This window comes from Pseudarthrobacter sp. GQ63 (assembly GCF_059758765.1).
In genome coordinates, this window is sequence record NZ_JCAXEF010000010.1 from 39788 (window position 1) to 60859 (window position 21072).

Below are 21072 nucleotides of genomic sequence, written 5' to 3' on the forward strand. Positions count from 1 at the left end.
TCACAACTGTAAGCGATTCCATTGAGAACGTCCACACGATCCGCGAATTAAAGTTTTCCGCGTGGATACTGAATGGAAGCTGTTCCATTTCTACCGCAAATACCGCTAGCATAACCGGATGACCAACACACTCACCCTCGATGAGTCCGACGTATCCGCACTCCGGCTGGTGCCGGTCCACCCCGCCGACCACGGCACGGAATGGTGGCGGTCCTCGGTGATTTACCAGATCTATCCCCGCTCGTTCCGGGACCTCAACGGCGACGGCCAGGGCGACCTGCCCGGCATCACGGCCGAGCTGCACCAGCTGGCGGCGCTTGACGTCGACGCCGTCTGGCTCTCACCCTTCTATGTTTCGCCGCAGCGGGACGGCGGGTACGACGTCGCCGATTACTGCGACGTCGATCCCGTGTTCGGCACCCTGGCGGACTTTGACGCACTGGTTGCCCGGGCAGATTCGCTGGGCATCCGGGTAATCATCGATCTGGTGCCGAACCACTGCTCCTCGGACCACGCCCTGTTCCAGGCCGCACTCCAGGCAGGGCCGGGAAGCCCCGAACGGGAGATGTTCATCTTCCGGGACGGCCGCGGGGCCTCCGGGGAGCTCCCGCCCAACAACTGGCAGTCGCACTTTGGCGGCCCGGCCTGGACCCGCATTACCGAGCCCTCCGGCGAGCCCGGCCAGTGGTACGTGCACCTTTTCGATTCCTCCCAGCCGGACTTCAACTGGGACAACCCGGCCGTGCACGCCGAGTTCGAACGCGTCCTCCGCTTCTGGCTCCAGCGTGGCGTTGCGGGCTTCCGCGTGGACGTGGCCCACGCCCTGGTCAAAGCCGAAGGCCTGCCGGACTGGCATGGCCGGCCCGACGGCATCAGCACCGACGATTTCCCTGGCAACCTTGCGCCGATGTTCGGGCAGCCTGAAATCCACGACATCTACCGCAGGTGGCGCGAGGTCCTGGCCGAGTTCGACGGCGACCGCATCCTCTGCGCCGAAGCCAGCATCGATCCCCTGTCCCGGCTGACGAACTGGGTCCTGCCGGACCAGATGCACCAGGCGTTCAACTTCGCCTACCTTGGCACCCCATGGGACCCGGCCCGGCTGCGTGCCGTGATCGAAAGCTCGCTGCGGATGTTCGATTCGGTCGGGGCGCCCACCACCTGGGTACTTTCAAACCACGACGTCGTCCGGCACGCAACGCGCTTCGGCATCGTGGAGCCTGCGGCCCGCCCCGGCGACGGCCTGGGTGCCGAGGATGTCCAGCCCGACGCGGAGCTTGGCCTGCAACGGGCCGCCGCGGCCTCGATGCTGATGCTCGCGCTGCCGGGCGGCGTGTACCTGTACCAGGGCGAAGAACTGGGGCTGCCCGATCACACCACGATGGACCACACGTTCCGCCAGGACCCGTCATTCAAGCGCACCGCGGGAGAACGCATCGGCCGGGACGGCTGCCGGGTGCCCCTGCCCTGGGAGGCGGCCGCACCAGCTTTCGGCTTCAACAGCACCGGCGAGTCCTGGCTGCCGCAGCCGGAGGAATGGGCAGCGCTGTCCCGGGATGTGCAGGACCGGGACGGATCCTCTGTCCTGTCCCTGTACCGCCGGGCGCTGGGGCTCCGCCGCTCCATGAAGCTCGGAGCCGGCTCCCTGGACTGGTTTGAAGGGTCCTCGGCTTCGGATTGCGTGACGTTCGTGAACAACGGAGTCCTGGTGATGATGAACATGGGTGAGGCGCCGGTTGGCCTGCCCGGCCTGGAGATCCTGCTCAGCACGGACGGGGACGCAGCCGCCCAGCGTAAACTGGGTCCTGCGCAGTGCATCTGGCTGCGCATGGGGCCAAGCGGAACATCAGAGGGTCAGTGGCAGGAATCAGGGATGTAGCCCGTTTGGCGGGTGTTTCGCAGGCGACGGCGTCGCGGGCTCTGAGCGGGAAGGGCAGTGTGTCCGCCCGGTCCAGGGAGGCCGTGACCGCCGCCGCCAGCGAACTCGGCTTCGTCATGTCCTACCACGCCTCCAGCCTGGCGAGCGGGCGCAGCCACAACATCGGGGTGGTCCTCCCCTTCGTCAACAGGTGGTACTTCGCCACGCTGCTCGAGGGCGCCAATTCAGCGCTGATGGACGCCGGCTACGACCTCACCCTGTACGACTTCCAAGGCGACCGGTACCGGGAATCGGTGCTGGGGGATTTCCTCCTGCGCAAGCGGCTCGACGGCGTTTTGGCAGTTTCGCTCCAGCTCAACGCGCACGAGACCGAACAGATCCTCGCGGCCGGAATCCCGGTGGTCGGCGTGGGCGGTCCGCTGCCTGGGATCCCCACCCTCCGGATTGACGACGTGGAGGTGGGCCGGCGCGCCACCAACCACCTGATCAGCCTGGGGCATACGCGGGTGGCGCACCTCGGCGGCGAGCACGAATACGGCAGGAACTTCGAGATCTCCAGCGGCCGCCGTGCCGGGTATGAGGACGCGATGGCGGCGGCAGGCCTGCCCCTGCGCGAAGCCTGGTCCCTCATTTCCGATTACTCGGCGAACGATGCGTACAAGGAAACGAAGCAGCTGCTGGCGGATGCAGAGGAACGGCCCACCGCCATCTTCTGCGCATCCGACGAGATGGCCTTCGGCGCAATGCTGGCGGCCCGCGACCTCGGGTTGCGGATCCCCGAGGAGCTGTCCGTCATCGGGGTGGACGGCCACGAAATGGGCGAGATCCTGGGACTGACCACCATCGACCAGTTTCCGCGGAGCCAAGGTACGCGGGCGGTGGAGCGCCTGCTGGCGCTGGTGCAGGATGACGGGGACGCCGCCGCCGCAGGGCCGGCGGATGAGCTGATGGAGACCCGGCTGGTGGTCCGCTCCAGCACCTCCGCACCCCGCATCCCCGCCGGGCAGCCCAGCGCCTGACAGCGGTTGGCCCCCGGACAACGGTTCGTTTGAGAGCAGCGGGGAGTCAGCCGCTGTGGTGTCCGATCAGCCAGACCGCCATCTGCCGGGCACGGTCGGCGGCCAGCGTGTCACCCTCGACGGCCTGGATGACGGACCCCTTCATCAGGATCAGCAGCGAGCGGGCAAACTCTTCGGGGCGCACCAGCCCGGCCTCTTCCGCCACGGCCTGGACATGGCCGCGGATCTTTGCCAGGTAATCGATGCTGGCCTGCCCCAGCGGATGGGCCGGCCCCATCTCCAGCATGACCCTCACAAACGAACAGGCCTCGAAGTCCTCCCGCAGGAACCAGTCCCCGAACACGTCGAAGATCGCCAGCAGCTGCTCCTCGGGAGTGGTGCCCCGGCGGCGCGCCTCGGCGAGGATCCCGTCCATGGTCCACTGTTTGTCCCGCTGCTCCAGGAATGCGAAGACCAGCGAGTCCTTGGACGGAAAATGCCGGTAAAAAGTGGCTTTGGCAACCCCGGACCGCTCAATGAGCTCGTTGACGCCAACGTCCCGCACGCCGCGCGTGGAAAACAGCTCGTAGGCAACAGCCAGGATCCTGTCCACCGAATGGGCAGGACCGGATTCCGCCACCGCGGCAGCTTCGGGGAACGCCGGGACTTTAGCCTCTGGATTCATCGCAAAATCAGTCTACTCCGGGGGAAGACAGACCGGTCTTCCCACCTGTAATGTTTCCCGTAGCGCAGTGCTTCGACGCCGTGGAGGCCCCCACACAGGCCGCTTCGGACAGGTGCAAGGAGGCCCCGATGTCAGCAGAGCGGATGTTCCAGAGCGTTCCCTCAGACCCTGATCCGTGGATGGCCGATGACACCCCGTCCGAGATCCGGGAGTTCGCCATTGAGTCCCTCCGGTGGCAGGCCCAGGAAATCATCGATGAAGTTCTCTGCAGCCGCGAACCCGGCGAAGAGCTGGCCAGGGCCCGGCTGCGCCGCTGCGTTGCCAAGCACCCCGGCAGGCCGGAGCGCGCGTTGCTCGAACAGCTGATGACCAACCGCGAAGAGCCGTGCATGTAGCGCAGCCCGGGGTCAGGAACTCAGCGGTGCGTTGTCGATCAGCCGCACCGGCCCCACCTTGGCGGCAATGAGCGCCAGCGCCTCACCGCTGAACGGCGTCTCCCGGCAGTTCTCCGCGAGCGGCTCCAGGGTGACCGGGTCCACCACGTCGAAGTAGTCCAGCGCCACCAGCGGCTGGGATTCCACCAGGGCCCGGGCTGAGTCAAGGTCCAGCGGTTTCCGGGTGTTTGCCCGTTCCTCCAACAGCCGGAGGGCCCGCGCCAGCACCAGGGCAGCCTCCCGCTCTTCGTCAGACAAGAAACGGTTGCGGCTGGACAGCGCCAGCCCGTCGACAGCACGCACCGTTGGTACGCCCACGATCTCCACCGGGAAATTGAGGTCCGCCACCATGCGCCGGACCAGGGCCAGCTGCTGCGCGTCCTTCTGGCCGAAGTACCCCCGGTAGGCGGGCAGGCCTCCCGGTGCCGCACCTGCGGCAGGCAGCCCCGCGGCGGGCAGGCCGTAGTGGAGGAGCTTGGCCACCACCGTCAGGGCACCGTCAAAATGGCCCGGCCGGGAGGCGCCCTCCCATTTTTCGCCCAGCCGGCCAGAGGTGATGCGCACCAGCGGCTCCCCGCCGGGGTAGACCTCCTCTACCGGCGGCGCGAAGACCAGGTCCACGCCCTGCTCCTCCAGCAGTGCAAGGTCGGCGTCCAGCGTGCGCGGGTAGCGGTCCAGGTCCACGGCGTCGCCGAACTGCAGCGGGTTGACGAAAATGGTGGCCACCACAACATCGTTCTGTTCGACGGCGGCACGCGCCAGGGCGGCATGGCCCTCGTGGAGCGCACCCATGGTGGGCACGAGCCCCTGGGATCTGCCCTGCCCGGAGCCCAGCAGCCGGGCACCTTCGGTTCGAAGGCCGGCCACCGTGGTGGCAAGTTTGATGGGCATCGTCAGTCCTCCTTGGGATCGAGGGCGTGGCGCAGCCCCTCCAGCTGGTCCGGCTTCAGCAGTCCGCGCCCCTCTGCCCGCAGGGCGGTGGCGCGTGCCATGGCAAGGTAGGCGGCCAGCACATCGCCGTGCCCGCCGCCGTCGAACTCCCGCAGCGCCTCGGCGTGCGCCGCGACCGTGCCAACGTCACCGCGCGCCACAGGACCGGTCAGGGCGGACTCCCCTGAGGCCAGCGCATTCTCCATCGTGGCCCGCAGGAGCGGGCCCAGCATGCGTTCCGGCAACTCCACTCCCACCGAGCGCAGGAGCTCGGACGCCTGCGCAACGAGGGTGACCAGGTGGTTGGAACCGTGCGCCAGGGCTGCGTGGTACAGCGTCCGGTCCGCCTCAGCAATGGCCACCGGTTCGGCGCCCATCTCCACCACCAGCGCCTGCGCGATGGGAAGCATGGCGGCATCGGCCGTGACGCCGAAGGTGCAGTCCAGCAGCCGGGTGAGGTCCAGGCTCATCCCCGTGAACGTCATGGCGGGGTGCAGCGCCAGCGGGACGGCTCCGGCGGCCCTGACCGGGTGCAGGACGCCCACGCCAAACCGGCCGGAGGTGTGCGCAACCAGCTGGCCCGGCTGCCATGCGCCCAGCTTCGCGAGCCCGTCCACCAAGCCCGGGAGGGCGTCGTCGGGGACGGCCAGCAGGACCAGCTCCGCCCGCTCAACAATCTCCTGCACTTCCAGGACGGGCACGCCGGGGAGCAACGTTTCTGCGCGCTCACGGCTCGCCTCGGACACCGCCGAAACACCGACGACGGCGTGTTCCGCGGCGCGCAGGGCGGCGCCAAGGACCGCCCCCACTTTGCCCGCGCCGATGATTCCGACGCCGAGGCGTCCCGGCTTAGCCATGCTGCCCGCCTTCCTGTTGCTGTGGGGTTGGGGTTGGGGTTTCCAAGGGGGTTGGGACTTCCAGGGGCCCGGCCACTGGCCCGGTGCCGGCCGCCGGGTCACCAGGCGCCACCTGCCGGAGCCATTGTTCGGTTGTTTGCCGCTTCCTGGCCAGCCGTGCGCGCGCAGACTGTTCGTCGAACAAGGACAGGGCCACCTCCGTAGTGGCCTGGGCCAGCCGCGGCACCACGGGTCCGGGGGTGGTGTGGAGCACCAGGTCGGCAACGCGGAACCTGCGTGCCAGCGGACCCTGGTGCAGGGCGATGGACTGAGTGCGCTGGTGCGGAACCACCACAAGCTGCCGCCACCAGCGCCCCGAGCGGAGCAGCAGGGCGGTGTCCGTGGCCGCGAACCCGTTCCGCCGCCAGCCCAGGGGGGCGAGCCAGCGGGCCCTCCGCGGCGTGGTGACGAATCCGCCGTCGGAATCCAGTCCGGTCAGCCCCGCACCGAAGACGACGGCGGGCTGCGGGGTTCCAGGGTCCGGCAGCACCAGTGCGAGCATGCCCATCACGTCCGCCAGCGTGCCGACGGGCAGGAGGGTGGTCCGGGCGGAGCCTTCTCCCGCGTTCTCCACCACACCGTAGCCTGCCACGTTGACCTGCATCCGGTACCAGCCCAGCGGACGCCACAGCGGCGGCTGGGTGACCTTCAGGGCCTGGATCCGCCCGGGCGGAAGGGTCTGCGCCTGGGTGTCCAGCAGGCCGTAGCGGAGCCGGATGCCGTCCGGGGAGATCGCGGCCGTGAAGTTGTAGCCCTTGTTGAACAGTCCCCAGTAACTGGCTGCCAGGCCAAGGCCCGCAGGAATGAGGTAGAGGTAGAACGCCTGGCTGTCCGTGGCGGCTGCGAGCACCACGGAGGCAATGCCGCCCGCCACCACGAAGAAGCTCTGCTCGCTGAGCAGCAGGGAACCCACAAGGCGCTGCGGCGGCACGGACAGGACCTGGAATTCGGGCGCCTCGGGTGACGGCTGCTCCGGGTTGGCGGGGTCAACGGCCACGCCCGCGGCACGGGCCAGGATGGTGGCGCGGAGCTGCCGGGCGTCGTCGATTTTCAGGTAGGCCAGGCGCACCGCCGACTCTCCTGCGTCGGCCACCTCGAACTTGAGTTCGGCGAGGCCGAAGATCCGGGCAAGCAGGGGCTGCACGATGTCGATGGCCTGGACCCGGTCCAGCCTCGCCTGGCGCTGCTGCCGGAAAAGGAAACCGGTATTGACCCTCACGTAGCCGCCGGACACCTGGTACTTGGTGAAGTACCAGGTGAGGAGGAAGCCCAGCACCGAAACCAGCAGCACCGTGCCGCCGCCCGCCAGCAGCCAGGAAGCCCGGCCGGCGAGCTCTTCCTCGAAGACCGGCCTGCCCTGCAGCGAGCGTTCGAAGATGTCACGGCCGAAGAAGAAAGCTATGGCGGCCAGGGCTACCCAGCCGCGGATAAAGGGCGAGGCCGGGTGCACGCGCAGCCACTCGCCGTCGGACGAGATGGCTGGCTGCGCGGTGTCCGGCTGCGCTGCAGCCGCGGCGCCGCCTGCATCAGGGAGGGAGGCGGCGGGCCCGGGACGCGGTTCCTCCGCAGTCACAGCCCTGCCAGCCTGGCTTCGCCCCGCGCCGCCAGCTGCTCGCGCAGCCGGGCACCTTCTGCGGCGGGCAGGCCCGGGATCTGGGCGTTGGTGCCGGGTGATGCGGTGTGGAGCTTGAGCGTGCACAGGCCCAGTCCGCGCTCCACCGGGCCCACGCCGATGTCCACATACTGCATGCGCCCGTAGGGGACGGCCATGGTGCGCTGGAAGAAGATGCCGGTCCTGATCAGGAGGTCGTCATCGCGTTCGGCATAACCGATGGCACGGACCTGCCGCGGGATGAGCGCCAGCCGCCAGAGGGCTGACACCAATGCCACCGCGGGCACGGCAACTGCAAGCCACAGCGGCGGCCAGGCCCACACGCCCGCCAGGACAAGCACCAGCGGAAGGGCCAGCACCAGCACGGTGGCCACGTTGGCCAGGGCCCACTGCACCATCCTGACGGTGACGTACTTCGGGGACACGCGCTGCCAGGTGATGCCGGGAGGGTCAATCGCCTCGGTACGCATATTCGCCTTCCCCGGCGGCTTCACCATGCACGGTACGGCCGGGTTTTCCCTCGATGCCCTTGGTGTCGCCGTCCTCCGGCGGAATCTTGCAGAACCGCTCCACCAGCAGGCCCACCACGATCATCACCAGTCCCCCGCCGGCCATGGCAAGTGCCAGCCAGGTGATGCCCTGGTTGCTGCGCAGGCTCCAGATGCGGAGCTGGTCCAGGAAGATGCCCACATGCCAGCCCAGGAGCACGGTTCCGGCGTAGGCGCAGGCCTGTGCCAGGACCAGGGTCCGCGCGGCCAGGAGCGGGTCAAGCACGGGCCTTTTCCGGGTTCCGTTCTTTGCGCCCGTCCTGGCACCGGTGCCGTTGAGGCTGTTGCGCCACTTCAGCACCCGGATGCCCAGGATCAAGGTGATGGCAACGATCACGCCCATGGTGGCCAGGGCGGTGGCCGGGAGGACGGGGGTGGACATGCTGAACCGGCTGGTCACTACCGTGGCGGACCAGCCCGCCACGGCCAGGATGAAGCCGATCAGCAGGAGGCGCAGCGGATTGATGGGTTTCATCGTTCTTCCACCGCCCCGGCCGTGGGCACGCCGTCGAAGTCACCGAAGCCGTCGAACGGTGCGAGGTCGCCAAAATCGTCAGCCCGGGCGGCCAGGGCGCTGATCCGTTCCCCGTCCAGGGTGGCAGCAGGCTCGATGAGCGACCACGGGTAGAGGACAAAGGCGCGGACGGCGGCGCGGGGGTGGGGCAGGGTCAGGGTCGGGTCGTCGCTGCGGAGGTCGCCGTAGGTGATGATGTCGACGTCGAGCGTCCGCGGCCCCCAGCGCACCTCCCGCACGCGGTGGTGCTTGTTCTCCACGGCCTGGCAGTGGTCCAGCAGCTCGTGCGGAGCCAGGCTGGTTTCCACCGTGATGACCATGTTGAGGAAGTCCGGCTGGTTGGGGGGACCGCCCACCGCCTTCGTCTGCACAACCGGCGACACGGCGAGCAGCCGCACCTCCGGCGGATCAACGAGGTCCGCCACAGCCTCGGACAGGGTGTCGTTGCGCTCGCCCAGGTTGCTGCCGAGCGCCAGGACTGCCTTGGTATAGCCGCTGTTCATGGCCCCTCCCCCTGGGCTTGCTTATCCCCATGGCGCATTTCCCCATCGCGCATTTCCCCATCGCGCATTTCCCCAACGCGCCGGGCGCGGTGGACGCTGACCGCCACGTCGCCGAAGGGCACCTCGATGGGCGCCTGCGGCTTGTGGACGGTGATGTCCACGGCCTCCAGCTGGAACTCGGACAGCAGGCCGTCAGCGATCCGAACAGCCAGGGCTTCAATCAGGTTCAGCGGCTCGCCGGAGATCCACTCGGTAATACGCTGCGCCACCTCGCCGTAGTGCGCGGTGTCCCGGACGTCGTCGGACTCCGCCGCCTTGGCGAAATCCAGGTACAGCACTGCGTCCACAACAAAAGGCTGGCCCTCGCGGCGTTCGAAATCAAACACGCCGTGATGGCCGACGGCGGTCACCCCGCTCAGCGTAATCCTGTCCATGGTGCGCGGCTTAGCTGTCGGCGCGGGGTGCGGCCATGCGCGCGGCAACCTTGACGGCGTCAAGGCTGGGGCCGACGTCGTGCACGCGGACGGCCCAGGCGCCGCGGTAGGCGCTGATGGCGGTGATGGCGGCGGTGGCGGCGTCGCGCTCCTCCGGGGCGGCGGCCTTGCCGGCCACCGTGAGCAGGGTGCCGAGGAACCGCTTGCGTGAGGCGCCCACCAGGATGCGGTGGCCCAGGCTGTCCAGCTGGTCCAGGTTCTGCAGGAGCTCCCAGTTCTGGGCGTCGTTCTTGGCGAACCCCAGGCCCGGGTCCACGATGATCTTTTCCGCGGTGACACCGGCGGCGTACAGCTTGTCCCGCACGCCTGCGAGTTCGGCCACCACTTCCCCCGCCACATCCTTGTAGTCGGCGAGCGAATTCATGGTGCGCGCGTCCCCGCGGCGGTGGGTAAGGATGTACGGAACCTTGGCGGCCGCCACGAACTCCGCCATTTCCGGTTCGATGCTGAGGCCTGAGATGTCATTGACAATGGCAGCACCGGCTTCCACCGCGGCGGCGGCGGTGGAGGCGTGCGTGGTGTCGATGCTGACGAGCGCCCCTGCCTTCACCAGTGCCTGGATGACGGGGACCACACGCTGCTGTTCTTCTTCCGGGCTGACGTCCTCGGCACCGGGCCGGGTGGATTCACCGCCGACGTCAATGATGTCCGCACCGGCGTAGAACATCCGCAGCCCCGCCGCGATGGCGGTGTCCGCGGTGACGTGGCGGCCGCCGTCGCTGAACGAATCCGGGGTGACGTTCAGGATGCCCATGACCAGCGTGCGGTCCGTGGGGAGGTCTTCGAACCGGGCCGCCGGCCGCGGTTTGCGAAGGATGGGCAGGGGGGATGTTGCGGGGCCGGTTCCCGGCGCTGCAGCGAGTGAGTCCATGGTCTGGGGTTTACCTTCCGAGGATGAGGCTCATGGCTTCGGCACGGGTGGCCGGGTCATGGAGCTGCCCGCGGACCGCGCTGGTGACGGTCTTCGCTCCGGGCTTGCGGATACCGCGCATTGACATGCACATGTGTTCGCATTCAACAACGACGATGGCGCCACGGGGTTTGAGGTAGCGGACCATCGCCTCGACGATCTCAGTGGTGAGCCGCTCCTGCACCTGCGGGCGGCGGGCGTAAATGTCCACGAGCCGGGCCAGTTTGCTCAGGCCCGTCACCTTGCCCTCGTGAGACGGGATGTAACCCACGTGGGCCACCCCGTGGAACGGCACCAGGTGGTGCTCGCAGGTGGAATAGAACGGGATGTCCTTGACCAGGACGAGTTCCTCATGGTCAAGGTCGAAGGTGGTGGACAGGACGTCCGCGGGGTCGTGGTGCAGCCCGGCAAACACCTCTGCGTAGGCCTTGGCCACGCGCTTGGGGGTGTCGATGAGGCCGCCGCGGTCCGGGTCCTCTCCGATGGCAATGAGAATCTCACGGACGGCCGCCTCAATCCGGGGCCGGTCCACCTTGTGGTGCTTTGAGTGGTGGGATCCGCCCTCCGCCGGATATCCGGCGGAGGCGGGAACGTCGTCGTCGTCGAAGTGGGTCACGTAGAAAGCTTAGCCGCGAAGGGTGTCCGGGCCCGCGTCGGTGACGCCGCCCTGGAACGGAGCATCCTCCGGAACACCCTGCGGGTGCGGCGGCTGGGCGTCCAGCGGCTCATCCAGGCGCGCCTGCTTTGCCTCCTCCTGGGCCTCGCGCTCCGCCCTTTCCTGGCGCGACTCCACCGGGCCCGCCATCTGGACTGGACGGGACTCCTTGGACAGCCACACTTCGCGGAAATCGCGTTTGCGGATGTCACGGAAGATGTCGGCGATCTCGGCCTGGTTCAGGGTTTCGCGTTCCAGAAGCTCGAGGGCCAGCCGGTCCAGGACGTCGCGGTTTTCGGTGAGGATGGCATAGGCCTCGTCGTGGGCCTGGTCGATGAGCCGGCGCACTTCCTCGTCCACCACGTAGGCGATCTGGTCCGAGTAGTTGCGCTCGTGACCGGCGTCGCGGCCCAGGAAGGGCTCACCGCCGCCCTGGCCCAGCCGGACTGCGCCGACGCGTTCGCTCATGCCGTACTCGGTGACCATCTTGCGTGCGGTGCCGGTGGCCTTTTCGATGTCGTTGGACGCGCCGGTGGACGGGTCGTGGAACACGATTTCTTCCGCAACGCGGCCGCCCATGGCGTAGGCCATCTGGTCCAGCAGTTCGTTGCGGGTCACGGAGTACTTGTCGTTGTCCGGGACCACCATGGTGTAGCCCAGGGCGCGGCCGCGGGGCAGGATGGTGATCTTGGTGACCGGGCTGGAGTTCCGCAGCGCTGCCGCCACCAGGGCGTGGCCGCCTTCGTGGTAGGCGGTGATCTTGCGTTCGTGCTCCTTCATCACGCGGCTGCGCTTCTGGGGTCCGGCCATGACACGGTCAATGGCCTCGTCCAGCGCACGGTCGTCGATGAGGTTCGCGTTGGAGCGCGCGGTGAGCAGCGCGGCCTCGTTCAGGACGTTGGCCAGGTCTGCGCCGGTGTACCCGGGAGTCTTCTTGGCCACGGCCTTGAGGTCCACTCCGGGTGCCATCGGCTTGCCCTTTGAATGGACCTGCAGGATCTGGTCGCGCCCGATCAGGTCCGGTGCTTCCACGCCGATCTGCCGGTCGAAACGTCCGGGGCGGAGCAGTGCGGGGTCCAGCACGTCCGGGCGGTTTGTGGCGGCGATGAGGATGACGTTGGTCTTGACGTCGAAGCCGTCCATCTCCACCAGGAGCTGGTTGAGCGTCTGCTCGCGTTCGTCGTTGCCGCCGCCGATGCCGGCACCGCGGTGGCGGCCAACGGCGTCGATCTCGTCCACGAAGATGATGGCCGGGGAGTTGGCCTTGGCCTGCTCGAACAGGTCGCGGACGCGTGAGGCACCCACACCCACGAACATTTCCACGAAGTCGGAGCCGGAGATGGAGAAGAACGGGACGCCTGCCTCGCCTGCGACGGCGCGGGCCAGGAGGGTTTTACCGGTACCCGGAGGGCCGTACAGCAGCACGCCCTTGGGGATCTTGGCGCCCACGGCCTGGAACTTGGCGGGCTCCTGGAGGAATTCCTTGATCTCCTGGAGCTCTTCGACGGCTTCGTCGGATCCGGCGACGTCGGCGAAGGTTACCTGCGGCATGTCCTTGCTGACCATCTTGGCCTTGGACTTGCCGAACTGCATGATCTTGGAGCCGCCGCCCTGCATGCGGGTCATGAGGAACCAGAAAAGGGCGCCCAGGAGGATGACGGGAATCAGCAGGGAGAGCAGGCCGGAGAACCAGTTGCTCTCAATCGGCTGGTCCGTGTAGCCCTGGGCCGGCCTGGCGTCCGTGACGGCCTTGACCACGTCCTCGGCGCGGGCGTCCACGAAGAAGAACTGGACGCTCTTGCCCTTGTCCTGCCCGTCGAGCTGCAGGTTGTCCTTCAAAGTCAGGTCAACGCGGTTTTCTCCGTCGAAGATCTTGGCCTGCTCCACCTGGTCCCCGGAGAGCAGTTCAAGGCCCTTGTCCGTGTCAATCCGTGCCGCACCACCGGGGGCAAGCGTTGCAAAGGCCACCAGGAGCAGGCCGACCACGACGACGATCCAGATGCCCGGGCCTTTGAAGAAGTTCTTAGCTTTCATCTGTTCGGGGGCTGGCCCCGTCCCTTCTGGTAGTGCTGCACGGCGAATAGTCTGCGCGCGTGATGGTGCTGCGTCAGCTTCTAGCTATACACCGTCCGGAGTAGATCACGCATGATTGACGGCAAAAGTTCCCTGTGGGCGTAGCGCTGCCAGGACGGCGGCGGGCCTGGTCAAAGGGCGGGGTTGTGCAGGTCAATGCCGACGCCGGCGCGGGCGGCGTATCGGGCGGGGCAGCCTACTCGTAAACGTGCGGCGCCAGGGTGCCCACGAAGTCCAGGTTGCGGTACTTCTCGGCGTAGTCCAGGCCGTAGCCAACCACGAATTCGTTGGGGATGTCGTAGCCAACGTACTTGACGTCGATCTCCACCTTGGCGGCGGTGGGCTTGCGGAACGCGGTGCAGATCTCCACCGAGGCCGTGCCGCGCGATTCCAGGTTGGTCTTCAGCCAGGACAGGGTGAGGCCGGAGTCGATGATGTCCTCGACAATCAGCACGTCCTTGCCCATGAGGTCCGTGTCCAGGTCCTTAAGGATGCGGACAACCCCGGAGGACTGGGTGCCCGAACCGTAGGAGGACACAGCCATCCAGTCCATGGAAATGTGGCTGTGCAGCGCCCGGGCCAGGTCAGCCATGACCATCACCGCGCCCTTGAGCACGCCCACGATGAGGATTTCGCGGCCCTCGTAGTCCTTGTCGATCTGGGCAGCGAGTTCGGTGATCCGCTGCTGGATCTGTTCCTTGGTGTAGAGAACGTGCTTGAGGTCTGCCTGGACGTCGTTTGAATCCACCAATGGCTCCTGTGTAGATGCGGGGTGCGACTATTTTGCGGGCGGCTTTTGAGGCCGGAGTACTAGCTTCCCACAGCGTGCGGCTTCGCGGGGAACGGGTTTGGCTTTACCGCCGGCAGCCGGGCTGTCCGCGGCTTCCGCGCCGGCCAGCTGCGCGAGGGACAGGCGGTAGGCGCTCACTCCGCCGGGGAGTTCCACCGGCCCTGCCGAGCCGTGCCGCCGCAGCAGCGCCTCCGCCGCCAAAAGGCGCTGGTAGCTGGGCTGCTGCCCGCCGACGTCGGCCGCGGCCTTGGCGATCACGCGGTACCTGATGGCAGGGGGGAGGGCGCGCAACGCCTCCTCCGGAAGGCTCACCTCGGGACCGTTCCGCTCCACGAGGGACGCGAAGGTGGCTTCCGCCACATCCTCGAGGTAGTCGGCGTCAAGCTGCAGGATGGATGCTGTGCGGGCGAGGGATTCCGCGACGCCGGGACCGAGTCTTGCCTCCAGGTGCGGCAGTACCTCCACGCGCGTCCGGGAGCGGGCATAGGACGGGTCCGAATTGGTGGGGTCGTGCCACGGCTGGAGTTGCTCCACCTCGCAGATCTCTTCCGTGTCGGCCCGGCGAAGCCCCAGGAACGGCCGCAGCAGGGCACCCTTCGCGGGCCTCATGCCGGCCAGCGAGCGCGTGCCTGAGCCGCGCGCCAGGCCCAGGAGCACCTGTTCGGCCTGGTCGTCCAGGGTGTGGCCCAGCAGGATTGCCGCCGCTCCCTGGCTTGCCGCTGCCGCTTCCAGTGCGGCGTGCCGGGCCTCGCGGGCCGCGGCCTCGGGCCCCATGCCGGTGCCGTCCACCGTTACGGGCCGGACTTCCACCGGGGACAGGCCCAGCTCCTGCAGCATTTCCGCGGTCCTGGCGGCGACCTGCGCGGACCCTTCCTGCAGCTGGTGGTCAACCACTGCCGCCCCGACCGTCACCGGGTGGCCGTCCACATGCCCGCGCCGGGCAAAGTACGCGGCCACGGCTGCCAGGGCCAGGGAGTCCGGGCCGCCGCTGCAGGCAACCAGGACATGGCGCGGATAGCCGGCCTGGGCCAGGGCGTCCCCCAGCGCCTTGCGCGCTGTGCCGACGACGGGCGCCAGCCTGCCGGGCCGTCGTCGTCCGCTGCTGAAACCGCCGCTCATGGCACCCGCGGCGGTGCCCGCAGTACAGCCCGCAGTGGAGCTCCCGGCGGTGGCTTCGACGTCGGAAGCGGCCTCAGGTGGCTGGCTGCGCGGCAATCAGAGTCCCATCCGCTCAAGCCACAGCTTGGCGTCGTGGATCTCGGGTTCGGTGGGCAGGTGGTCCGCGGACTCCCAGACCCTGTTGAAGCCTTCCATGCCGGCGGCGTCCACCACGGCGCGGACGAACCTGGCGCCGTCCGAGTACTGGCGCATCTTCGCGTCCAGGCCCAGGAGGCTGCGGATGAACTTTTCGATCACGCCGCGGTCCTTGCCGCGGTCGTTGAACCGCTGCCGGATGGTCTTCACGGACGGGATGATGCTGGCGTCCACGGCGTCCATCACCACGTTGGCGTGGCCTTCCAGGAGGCTCATCACGGCCGTGAGGTGCGAGATGGCGGCCTTCTCCTCCGGGTCCTGGAGGAGGTCCAGGATGGCGCCCCGGCCGGGAGTGTTCCCCGAGGCGGTACGGTCCTTAAGCGAGCGGGCAGCCGCGGTGGCACGCTCCATCAGGGAATCGACGTTGCCCAGCAGGTGCACGCTGAGCTGGTCGATCTGCTCGAGCATGTGGTGCCGAAGCCACGGTGCCGCGGCGAACTGCACGCGGTGGGTCTGTTCGTGCAGGCACACCCAGAGCCGGAAATCCTCCGGGGTGACGTTGAGTTCGCGTTCCACGGCCACAATGTTCGGGGCCACGAGCAGGAGCCTGCCGGCCGGAGGCGCGGTGGAGCCTTCGGCGAGGGCGGCGAAGGGATCGTACTGGCCAAGGACCTTGCTGGACAGGAAAGCCAGGACGGCGCCGAGCTGGCTTCCGGTGATGGCCCCGCTGACGCTGGCGGCGCCCGGGCTCAGCGTGCCCTGCCTGTTTTCCAGCATCTTTTCCATGGCGGGTTTGAGCATCACGGCGAAGCTCTGCGTGTTGGCTTTGGCCCAGGATGCGCGGTCCACCACCAGCACGGAGGAGTCGCGGAGGTCGCGCGCTGCTTCCAGCCCGGTGATCTCGTGGACATGGTCAACGGACACATCCGCCAGGCGCCGCAGGCTGTCCACGGCCTCGCTGATGGCGGCCTGGTCCAGCACAGGCCCGGCCGGGGCCAGGCGCGCGGCGGTGGAGGCGGCGAGGTCCCAGTTGATCAGGGACTGTGCCGTGGCGGACAACGTCTGGGCTGACGACTCGCGTGCTGTGGGCTCCATGGTTCCCATCAGAACACAGCATGCTTGGGATAGTCCTTAAGTTCGCTCACCGGCGAACCATCTGCCCACCATGAACGGCCCGGCGCCGCATGGGCGGTGCTGGCCCCCTGCGTGTCAGGGCCGCCCTTGCGGGGCAGGACTGCCCTTCCGGCCCCCTTAGCGGCAGCCGCAACCGGCGAGCGCGGTGGCGGCGCGGTCCAGCGCCTCCTTGTTCCCCGCGGCACCGGGGGTCAGCCCGTTACCAATAAAGGAAAAGACCAGGAGCCGGCCGTCCGCGTCCACCACGTAGCCGCTCAGTGCCAGCACGGTGTTGAGGGTGCCGGTCTTGGCGCGCACCAGTCCCGCACCCCGCGCGGTGGCGGCATCACCGTACCGGGTATCCAGGGTTCCGGAGAGGCCCGCCACCGGGAAGCCGTCCAGCGCCGCCCGGAGCCTGGTGTCCGTGCCGGACGTGATGGCCCGCACCACCTCGGAAAACTGCCGGGCCGGGACCTGGTTGCCCATGGCCAGGCCGCACACGTCCACCAGCTTCATCCCCTCCGCAGCCAGTCCGGCAGCGGCCAGCTGCGCACCCACCGCCGCCGTGGCGCCGTCGTTACTTCCCGGCAGCCCGTCAGCCAGCGCTGTGAGCCGGCCCAGCGCCTCCGCCAGGTAGTTGTCCGAGTCCTGGAGCATCAGGTCCACCTGCTCCGCAACAGTGGCGGAATGAACCTCGCCCAGCACTGCCGGCTGGCTGTTCCCCTCCGGGCCGGGTGGGACCGTCGCGCCGGCTGTCGTCCGGGGCAGGCGTTCGACGGCGGCTGCCACGGTAAGTCCCGCGCCGGCGCCTGCCGTGCGCAGCCGGGCCGCGAATTCCTCCGCCGCCGTCATTGCCGCGTCCTGCGGGCGGGGGCCGGTGGTGACGGCGGGATCGTAGCGGGCGGAGTTCAATGCCAGGGGATATACGGGAGCGACTTCACCGGCGGCCACGTCCCCTGGCTCCCACGCCGGGTTCAGGGCGGGGCCCGGGAAGAGGGAATCGTCCACCAGGACCTTGATCTCCCCTGTGGCGCCGCCCGTTTGCAGGGCCTCCGCGGCCTGGGCCGCCAGGGTTGCCAGGCCTGCGTGGCCCATCACCTGCTCCGGGGCGGACCCTCCGGGTCCAAGAAGGACGTCGCCGCCGCCAACCAGCACCACCTGGCCTGGCTCCGGCCCGGCGACAGCCCGGGTGGCGAACCTGTGCTCGGGGCCGAGGGCCCGCAGGGCGGCGACCGCCGCCAGCAGCTTCATGTTGGACGCCGGCACCCGGCCTTCCGAACCGCCACGGTCAAACAGGACCTGGCCGGTAAGCGCATCCTGCACCACAGCGGTGAAGGTTCCGCCGCCATCGGCCTTCAGCAGCGGTTCCAGCTGGGCACTGACGGCGGACGGGAGCGGAACGGGAGCGGAGCCGTCCGGCGGGGCGAGCCCCGGCACGGGAGAAAGTGCTGTTGGAACCTGCTGCCAGGCGGGCGGGGGAGGAGCGGGCGCTGGTGGTTCGGGACCGAGGAAGCCTGGCGCCACCAGCAGTGCGGCCGGGACCGCGAGGGCCACCAGAAGCGCCGAGAGCAGGACCAACGGCCAGGACCGCCGCACGCCACTGGCGCCGCTCCCCGCTGCCTGCCGGGCACGGCCAAGCCACTGATCCGTACTGCTGGTTTTGGTCATGCCTGCGCCGGTCCTCAAGTCCTGAAATTTCCCCACAAGTTCCTGATTCCAGGGCCTCTCGCTATATCCTCGATAATAGTCGGCGGCACTGACAGTCCTTTTTATTGCCCGTCAGAAGTGCCGCGAACCCCCTGACTTGCCGAGGAGCATTCCATGAAGCATGACGTGACCATCGAGATCCCCAAGGGATCGCGCGTCAAGTACGAAGTCGACCACGAGACCGGCCGCGTCCGCCTGGACCGCGTCCTCTTCACCTCCATGCAGTACCCCACGCACTACGGATACTTCGAGAACACCCTCGGCGAGGACGGCGACCCGTTGGACGCGCTGGTGCTCCTCCAGGACTTCGACCTGCACCCCGGCGTCATCGTTGAATCCCGCCCCATCGGCGTTTTCAACATGACCGACGATGGCGGCGGAGATGCCAAGATCCTCTGCGTCCCCGTGGATGCCCGCTTTGACCACATCCAGGAAGTCACCGACGTCAGCGACTTCCTGATCAAGGAAATCGAGCACTTCTTCACCCGCTACAAGGACCTGGAGCCGGGCAAGTGGGTCAAGGCCGAGGGCTGGGGCGACCGCGCCGCCGCCGAGGCCGAACTGGAAGCCTCCATCAAGCGGTACGTGCCCACGGGCCACTAGTCCCCCGCTGGCCCATATAACGCTCGACAGCGGGTGGTGCGGTTCTTCAGGAACCGCACCACCCGCCGTCGTCATTCCAGGAACTTTTGTCCAGATATGCAGGCTTCAACGCCTTCAAAGCCTGCATATCTGGACAAAAACTCCCAGGAATTTGTGGAATCGTTGCCCTGTGAGTTCCGAGCCCCTGTTTAGTCCCCCCTGCGGTCCCGTCACAGGCTGGCGGGACGGCCACGTCCTCCGCGCCACCGGGATTCCGTACGCCACCGCCGGACGTTTCCAGCCACCGGCTCCGGCCCCCGACTGGACCGCGCCGTACGCCGCAACCTCGCCCGCGCCCGCCTGCCCACAAGGGCCCGTGCCCTTCCTGGACGACATCCTGGGCACCCGGTACGGCGAACTGCCAGGGAGCGAGGACTGCCAGAACCTGTCCATCACGATGCCCGCGGACATTGACCTGTCCAGCCCGGAAAGCGCGCGGCTGCCCGTGATGGTGTGGATCCACGGCGGTTCCTACACCACCGGATCGGGCGACCTCGCCATCTTCGACCCCGCGGTGCTGGTGGCCGAGAACCGCGTGGTGGTGGTCTCGGTGACCTACCGGCTGGGGCTGTTCGGCTTCCTGGCAACCCGCTCGGGCCGGCCTGCCAACCTGGGCCTGCTGGACCAGCTCGAGGCCTTCCGCTGGGTGCAGCGCAACATCGCCGCATTCGGCGGCGATCCCCGCAGGGTCACGGCCTTCGGCCAGTCCGCAGGCGGGGACGCGATCGCCCACTTGATGGCGACGCCCGAAGCCCCGGCACTGTTCCAGCGCGCCATTATTCAAAGCGCCCCCTTGGGCATTTCGCGCGGACGGGCCAGGATGAACCACGCCATGGGCATCGCCGCTGAGGCCGTCACCGAGGAGACTCCCGCCATGGAGGTGGTGGAACGGGAGGACCACGTGGCGCAGGTGGCGCGGAAGTTCGGGATGCTGGCTGCGATGCCGTTCGGCACCCAGTACGGTCACGCGCCCCTGCCGGAGGAAACCGGGATCGAGGCCGCCTGGAACCGCTCCGCGCCCGGCGTCGAGATCCTGATAGGCCACACCTCCGAGGAGGCGAGGCTGTTCCTTCCCCGCAGCCCCTACCTCAGCCGCCTGGACCGTGTTCCCGTCGCCGGCCCCACCCTCCTCCGGGCCATCAACTGGGCGGTCACGGAGACTGTTTATGGCCGGGCAGCCCGTAAATTCGCCCGCCGGCACGTCCTGGCCGGCGGCAGCGCCCACCGTTACGTGCTGCACTGGCATGCCCCCGGGAACGTCCTCGGCGCCGCGCACACCATTGACCTGCCGCTGCTCTTCGGAAAGCGGAGCACGTGGGAGGGAGCAGGACTGGTTGCCGGGGCGGCCTGGGAGGACGTGGACGCCGTGGGACGGGAACTGCGTGCACTGTGGTCACGTTTTGCGCGCGGTGACAGCCTTGGCGAAGAGGGCGGCATTCCGGGCGCCCTGGACTACACGTCGGAGCGGCCGCATCAGCCCCGCCGGCGGCCCCGGGTAGTGGAAACCGTGCTGCGGACAGCGTCCACCAGGATGTCCTGGCGCTGGAAGTAGGCATTGTGGCCGGCGTCCCCGACAACCAGGAGACGGGCGCCGGGCACCGTGGCGGCAACGTGCTCCGCCCCGCGGCGGATCCGCGGCCTTTCTTCCTCCCCGATCAGCACCACCAGCGGGCTGGTTACTGATTCCAGTCCCTGCTGGAAGGCTTCGACGTCCCGTGGGTCAGCGCTGAGGAACTCCCCCTGGCTTTGTTCGAGGCTGCGCGGATACCTGGCTGCTTCAATGGCGGTGGCGGTTGAACGGACCCTGATATAGCGGGCAAAGTCCTTCGGGTTGTCCGCGATCCACTGCTCCGTGAAGGAGTTTCCCACGCCAAGCCAGATCCGCTCGTCCTGGTCGAGGGAGCTGAACACCTCGAACTTTTCCGGCTGGCCTGCCTGCCCGGGGGGAGGCACCACAAGGGGCCAGCCCATCCCGCAGACCACCAGGGCAGCCGCGCTGCCGGGGTGGCGGACGGCCCAGCGCAGCGTGGTCATGCCGCCCATGGACTGCCCCACAATGACCGGGTCTTCCAGCCCCAGCGAACCTATGAAGTGCTCCAGCTCCGCAGCCCGGTCAACCAGGGGTCCCTGCCGCGGGGAGTTCGATGACCAGCCGTGATCGTAGGTGTCGTATGCCAGGACCCGGAAGTCCCGCTCGAGGTCCTGGATGATCGGTTCCCAGCACGCCGCGGCCGAGGCATGGCCATGCAGCAGCACCACCGGCCGGCCGCGGCCGGAGTCCGTGTAGTGGATGTCGTTGCCGAGCAGATCGAGCCAGGGCATGGGGATATTCCTTTCGGGCCTGGTCAGCCGGGGTGGCCCACCACGCCCCAGCCTTGCAGAACCCAGGCGGGGCGTCATCCGCTGTCCAGTACCGGCTCGCGCACGCCGGTACG

Annotated in this window: 21 protein-coding genes; 5 read left to right on the top strand and 16 right to left on the bottom strand. The window is 68.3% G+C overall.

Annotation, left to right across the window (positions count from 1 at the left end; all coding sequences use genetic code 11):
• Nucleotides 1–118: 118 nt before the first annotated feature.
• Both AC6CHP_RS15545 and AC6CHP_RS15550 read left to right on the top strand, forming a co-directional pair.
• Nucleotides 119–1879: a glycoside hydrolase family 13 protein gene (locus AC6CHP_RS15545; protein ID WP_498230838.1), complete on the top strand. Its 1761-nt coding sequence runs from the start codon at nucleotides 119–121 to the stop codon at nucleotides 1877–1879.
• Complete coding sequence (locus tag AC6CHP_RS15550) at nucleotides 1858–2898, top strand: LacI family DNA-binding transcriptional regulator (RefSeq protein WP_498230840.1); 1041 nt, start codon at nucleotides 1858–1860, stop codon at nucleotides 2896–2898. The genes AC6CHP_RS15545 and AC6CHP_RS15550 overlap by 22 nt, the downstream gene beginning before the upstream one ends.
• Nucleotides 2899–2944: 46 nt before the next feature.
• Here the strand turns inward: AC6CHP_RS15550 and AC6CHP_RS15555 are convergent, their stop codons facing one another.
• Nucleotides 2945–3562 (bottom strand): TetR/AcrR family transcriptional regulator, encoded by a 618-nt coding sequence (locus AC6CHP_RS15555; RefSeq protein ID WP_498230842.1) that lies wholly within the window; start codon nucleotides 3560–3562, stop codon nucleotides 2945–2947.
• Nucleotides 3563–3690: 128 nt separating this feature from the next.
• Here AC6CHP_RS15555 and AC6CHP_RS15560 point away from each other — a divergent pair, with 128 nt between their 5' ends.
• On the top strand, nucleotides 3691–3957 hold the full coding sequence (locus tag AC6CHP_RS15560) for a hypothetical protein (protein ID WP_377195013.1): 267 nt from the start codon (nucleotides 3691–3693) through the stop codon (nucleotides 3955–3957).
• 12 nt (nucleotides 3958–3969) lie between these two features.
• Here AC6CHP_RS15560 and panC read toward each other — a convergent pair whose 3' ends face one another.
• From panC to dacB, 14 genes are all read right to left on the bottom strand, one after another.
• Nucleotides 3970–4887 carry a pantoate--beta-alanine ligase gene (gene panC, locus AC6CHP_RS15565; protein WP_498230845.1) on the bottom strand — a complete coding sequence of 306 codons (918 nt, stop codon included), beginning with the start codon at nucleotides 4885–4887 and terminating at the stop codon, nucleotides 3970–3972.
• Nucleotides 4888–4889: 2 nt separating this feature from the next.
• On the bottom strand, nucleotides 4890–5783 hold the full coding sequence (locus tag AC6CHP_RS15570) for a Rossmann-like and DUF2520 domain-containing protein (protein ID WP_498230847.1): 894 nt from the start codon (nucleotides 5781–5783) through the stop codon (nucleotides 4890–4892).
• Nucleotides 5776–7395: a PH domain-containing protein gene (locus tag AC6CHP_RS15575; RefSeq protein WP_377090341.1), complete on the bottom strand. Its 1620-nt coding sequence runs from the start codon at nucleotides 7393–7395 to the stop codon at nucleotides 5776–5778. Before AC6CHP_RS15575 ends, AC6CHP_RS15570 begins: the two co-directional genes overlap by 8 nt.
• On the bottom strand, nucleotides 7392–7904 hold the full coding sequence (locus AC6CHP_RS15580) for a PH domain-containing protein (protein WP_188728882.1): 513 nt from the start codon (nucleotides 7902–7904) through the stop codon (nucleotides 7392–7394). Before AC6CHP_RS15580 ends, AC6CHP_RS15575 begins: the two co-directional genes overlap by 4 nt.
• Nucleotides 7885–8457 carry a DUF3180 domain-containing protein gene (locus AC6CHP_RS15585; protein ID WP_188728880.1) on the bottom strand — a complete coding sequence of 191 codons (573 nt, stop codon included), beginning with the start codon at nucleotides 8455–8457 and terminating at the stop codon, nucleotides 7885–7887. The genes AC6CHP_RS15580 and AC6CHP_RS15585 overlap by 20 nt, the downstream gene beginning before the upstream one ends.
• Nucleotides 8454–8999: a 2-amino-4-hydroxy-6-hydroxymethyldihydropteridine diphosphokinase gene (gene folK, locus AC6CHP_RS15590; protein ID WP_427117589.1), complete on the bottom strand. Its 546-nt coding sequence runs from the start codon at nucleotides 8997–8999 to the stop codon at nucleotides 8454–8456. Before folK ends, AC6CHP_RS15585 begins: the two co-directional genes overlap by 4 nt.
• A complete protein-coding gene (gene folB, locus AC6CHP_RS15595) occupies nucleotides 8996–9433 on the bottom strand; it encodes a dihydroneopterin aldolase (RefSeq protein ID WP_498230850.1) in 438 nt (145 codons plus the stop codon). Before folB ends, folK begins: the two co-directional genes overlap by 4 nt.
• 10 nt (nucleotides 9434–9443) lie before the next feature.
• The gene (folP, locus tag AC6CHP_RS15600) at nucleotides 9444–10364 is read right to left on the bottom strand and encodes a dihydropteroate synthase (protein WP_498230851.1); all 921 of its coding nucleotides are present in this window, start codon (nucleotides 10362–10364) and stop codon (nucleotides 9444–9446) included.
• A gap of 10 nt (nucleotides 10365–10374) precedes the next feature.
• Nucleotides 10375–11019, bottom strand: a complete 645-nt coding sequence (folE, locus tag AC6CHP_RS15605) for a GTP cyclohydrolase I FolE (RefSeq protein WP_188728873.1) — start codon at nucleotides 11017–11019, stop codon at nucleotides 10375–10377.
• 9 nt (nucleotides 11020–11028) lie between these two features.
• Nucleotides 11029–13092, bottom strand: coding sequence for an ATP-dependent zinc metalloprotease FtsH (gene ftsH / locus AC6CHP_RS15610; RefSeq protein ID WP_188728870.1), 2064 nt, complete (start codon nucleotides 13090–13092; stop codon nucleotides 11029–11031).
• 235 nt (nucleotides 13093–13327) lie between these two features.
• Nucleotides 13328–13879, bottom strand: a complete 552-nt coding sequence (gene hpt / locus AC6CHP_RS15615) for a hypoxanthine phosphoribosyltransferase (RefSeq protein ID WP_041651844.1) — start codon at nucleotides 13877–13879, stop codon at nucleotides 13328–13330.
• Nucleotides 13880–13909: 30 nt separating this feature from the next.
• Nucleotides 13910–14965 (bottom strand): tRNA lysidine(34) synthetase TilS, encoded by a 1056-nt coding sequence (gene tilS / locus AC6CHP_RS15620; RefSeq protein ID WP_498230957.1) that lies wholly within the window; start codon nucleotides 14963–14965, stop codon nucleotides 13910–13912.
• Nucleotides 14966–15136: 171 nt separating this feature from the next.
• A complete protein-coding gene (locus tag AC6CHP_RS15625) occupies nucleotides 15137–16270 on the bottom strand; it encodes a zinc-dependent metalloprotease (RefSeq protein ID WP_377195021.1) in 1134 nt (377 codons plus the stop codon).
• Nucleotides 16271–16426: 156 nt separating this feature from the next.
• Nucleotides 16427–17956: a D-alanyl-D-alanine carboxypeptidase/D-alanyl-D-alanine endopeptidase gene (gene dacB / locus AC6CHP_RS15630; protein WP_188728869.1), complete on the bottom strand. Its 1530-nt coding sequence runs from the start codon at nucleotides 17954–17956 to the stop codon at nucleotides 16427–16429.
• 153 nt (nucleotides 17957–18109) lie between these two features.
• On the opposite strand from dacB, the gene AC6CHP_RS15635 reads away from it, so the two are divergent.
• Both AC6CHP_RS15635 and AC6CHP_RS15640 read left to right on the top strand, forming a co-directional pair.
• A complete protein-coding gene (locus tag AC6CHP_RS15635; RefSeq protein WP_104185712.1) occupies nucleotides 18110–18598 on the top strand; it encodes an inorganic diphosphatase in 489 nt (162 codons plus the stop codon).
• A 169-nt stretch (nucleotides 18599–18767) separates the two neighbouring features.
• Nucleotides 18768–20189 (top strand): carboxylesterase family protein, encoded by a 1422-nt coding sequence (locus tag AC6CHP_RS15640; protein WP_229675267.1) that lies wholly within the window; start codon nucleotides 18768–18770, stop codon nucleotides 20187–20189.
• On the opposite strand, the gene AC6CHP_RS15645 is transcribed toward AC6CHP_RS15640, so the two are convergent.
• A complete protein-coding gene (locus AC6CHP_RS15645; protein WP_498230852.1) occupies nucleotides 20111–20959 on the bottom strand; it encodes an alpha/beta fold hydrolase in 849 nt (282 codons plus the stop codon). The genes AC6CHP_RS15640 and AC6CHP_RS15645 overlap by 79 nt on opposite strands.
• Nucleotides 20960–21072 lie beyond the last annotated feature (113 nt).

Excerpts from the sequence above, each read along its gene's own strand:
- AC6CHP_RS15570 (WP_498230847.1), bottom strand. The coding sequence starts at position 5,783 with ATGGCTAAGCCGGGACGCCTCGGCGTCGGAATCATCGGCGCGGGCAAA.
- AC6CHP_RS15555 (WP_498230842.1), bottom strand. The coding sequence starts at position 3,562 with ATGAATCCAGAGGCTAAAGTCCCGGCGTTCCCCGAAGCTGCCGCGGTG.
- AC6CHP_RS15635 (WP_104185712.1), top strand. The coding sequence starts at position 18,110 with ATGAAGCATGACGTGACCATCGAGATCCCCAAGGGATCGCGCGTCAAG.
- dacB (WP_188728869.1), bottom strand. The coding sequence starts at position 17,956 with ATGACCAAAACCAGCAGTACGGATCAGTGGCTTGGCCGTGCCCGGCAG.
- AC6CHP_RS15625 (WP_377195021.1), bottom strand. The coding sequence starts at position 16,270 with ATGGAGCCCACAGCACGCGAGTCGTCAGCCCAGACGTTGTCCGCCACG.
- AC6CHP_RS15645 (WP_498230852.1), bottom strand. The coding sequence starts at position 20,959 with ATGCCCTGGCTCGATCTGCTCGGCAACGACATCCACTACACGGACTCC.
- panC (WP_498230845.1), bottom strand. The coding sequence starts at position 4,887 with ATGCCCATCAAACTTGCCACCACGGTGGCCGGCCTTCGAACCGAAGGT.
- ftsH (WP_188728870.1), bottom strand. The coding sequence starts at position 13,092 with ATGAAAGCTAAGAACTTCTTCAAAGGCCCGGGCATCTGGATCGTCGTC.
- folP (WP_498230851.1), bottom strand. The coding sequence starts at position 10,364 with ATGGACTCACTCGCTGCAGCGCCGGGAACCGGCCCCGCAACATCCCCC.
- AC6CHP_RS15585 (WP_188728880.1), bottom strand. The coding sequence starts at position 8,457 with ATGAAACCCATCAATCCGCTGCGCCTCCTGCTGATCGGCTTCATCCTG.
- AC6CHP_RS15580 (WP_188728882.1), bottom strand. The coding sequence starts at position 7,904 with ATGCGTACCGAGGCGATTGACCCTCCCGGCATCACCTGGCAGCGCGTG.
- folB (WP_498230850.1), bottom strand. The coding sequence starts at position 9,433 with ATGGACAGGATTACGCTGAGCGGGGTGACCGCCGTCGGCCATCACGGC.
- folK (WP_427117589.1), bottom strand. The coding sequence starts at position 8,999 with ATGAACAGCGGCTATACCAAGGCAGTCCTGGCGCTCGGCAGCAACCTG.
- AC6CHP_RS15545 (WP_498230838.1), top strand. The coding sequence starts at position 119 with ATGACCAACACACTCACCCTCGATGAGTCCGACGTATCCGCACTCCGG.
- AC6CHP_RS15560 (WP_377195013.1), top strand. The coding sequence starts at position 3,691 with ATGTCAGCAGAGCGGATGTTCCAGAGCGTTCCCTCAGACCCTGATCCG.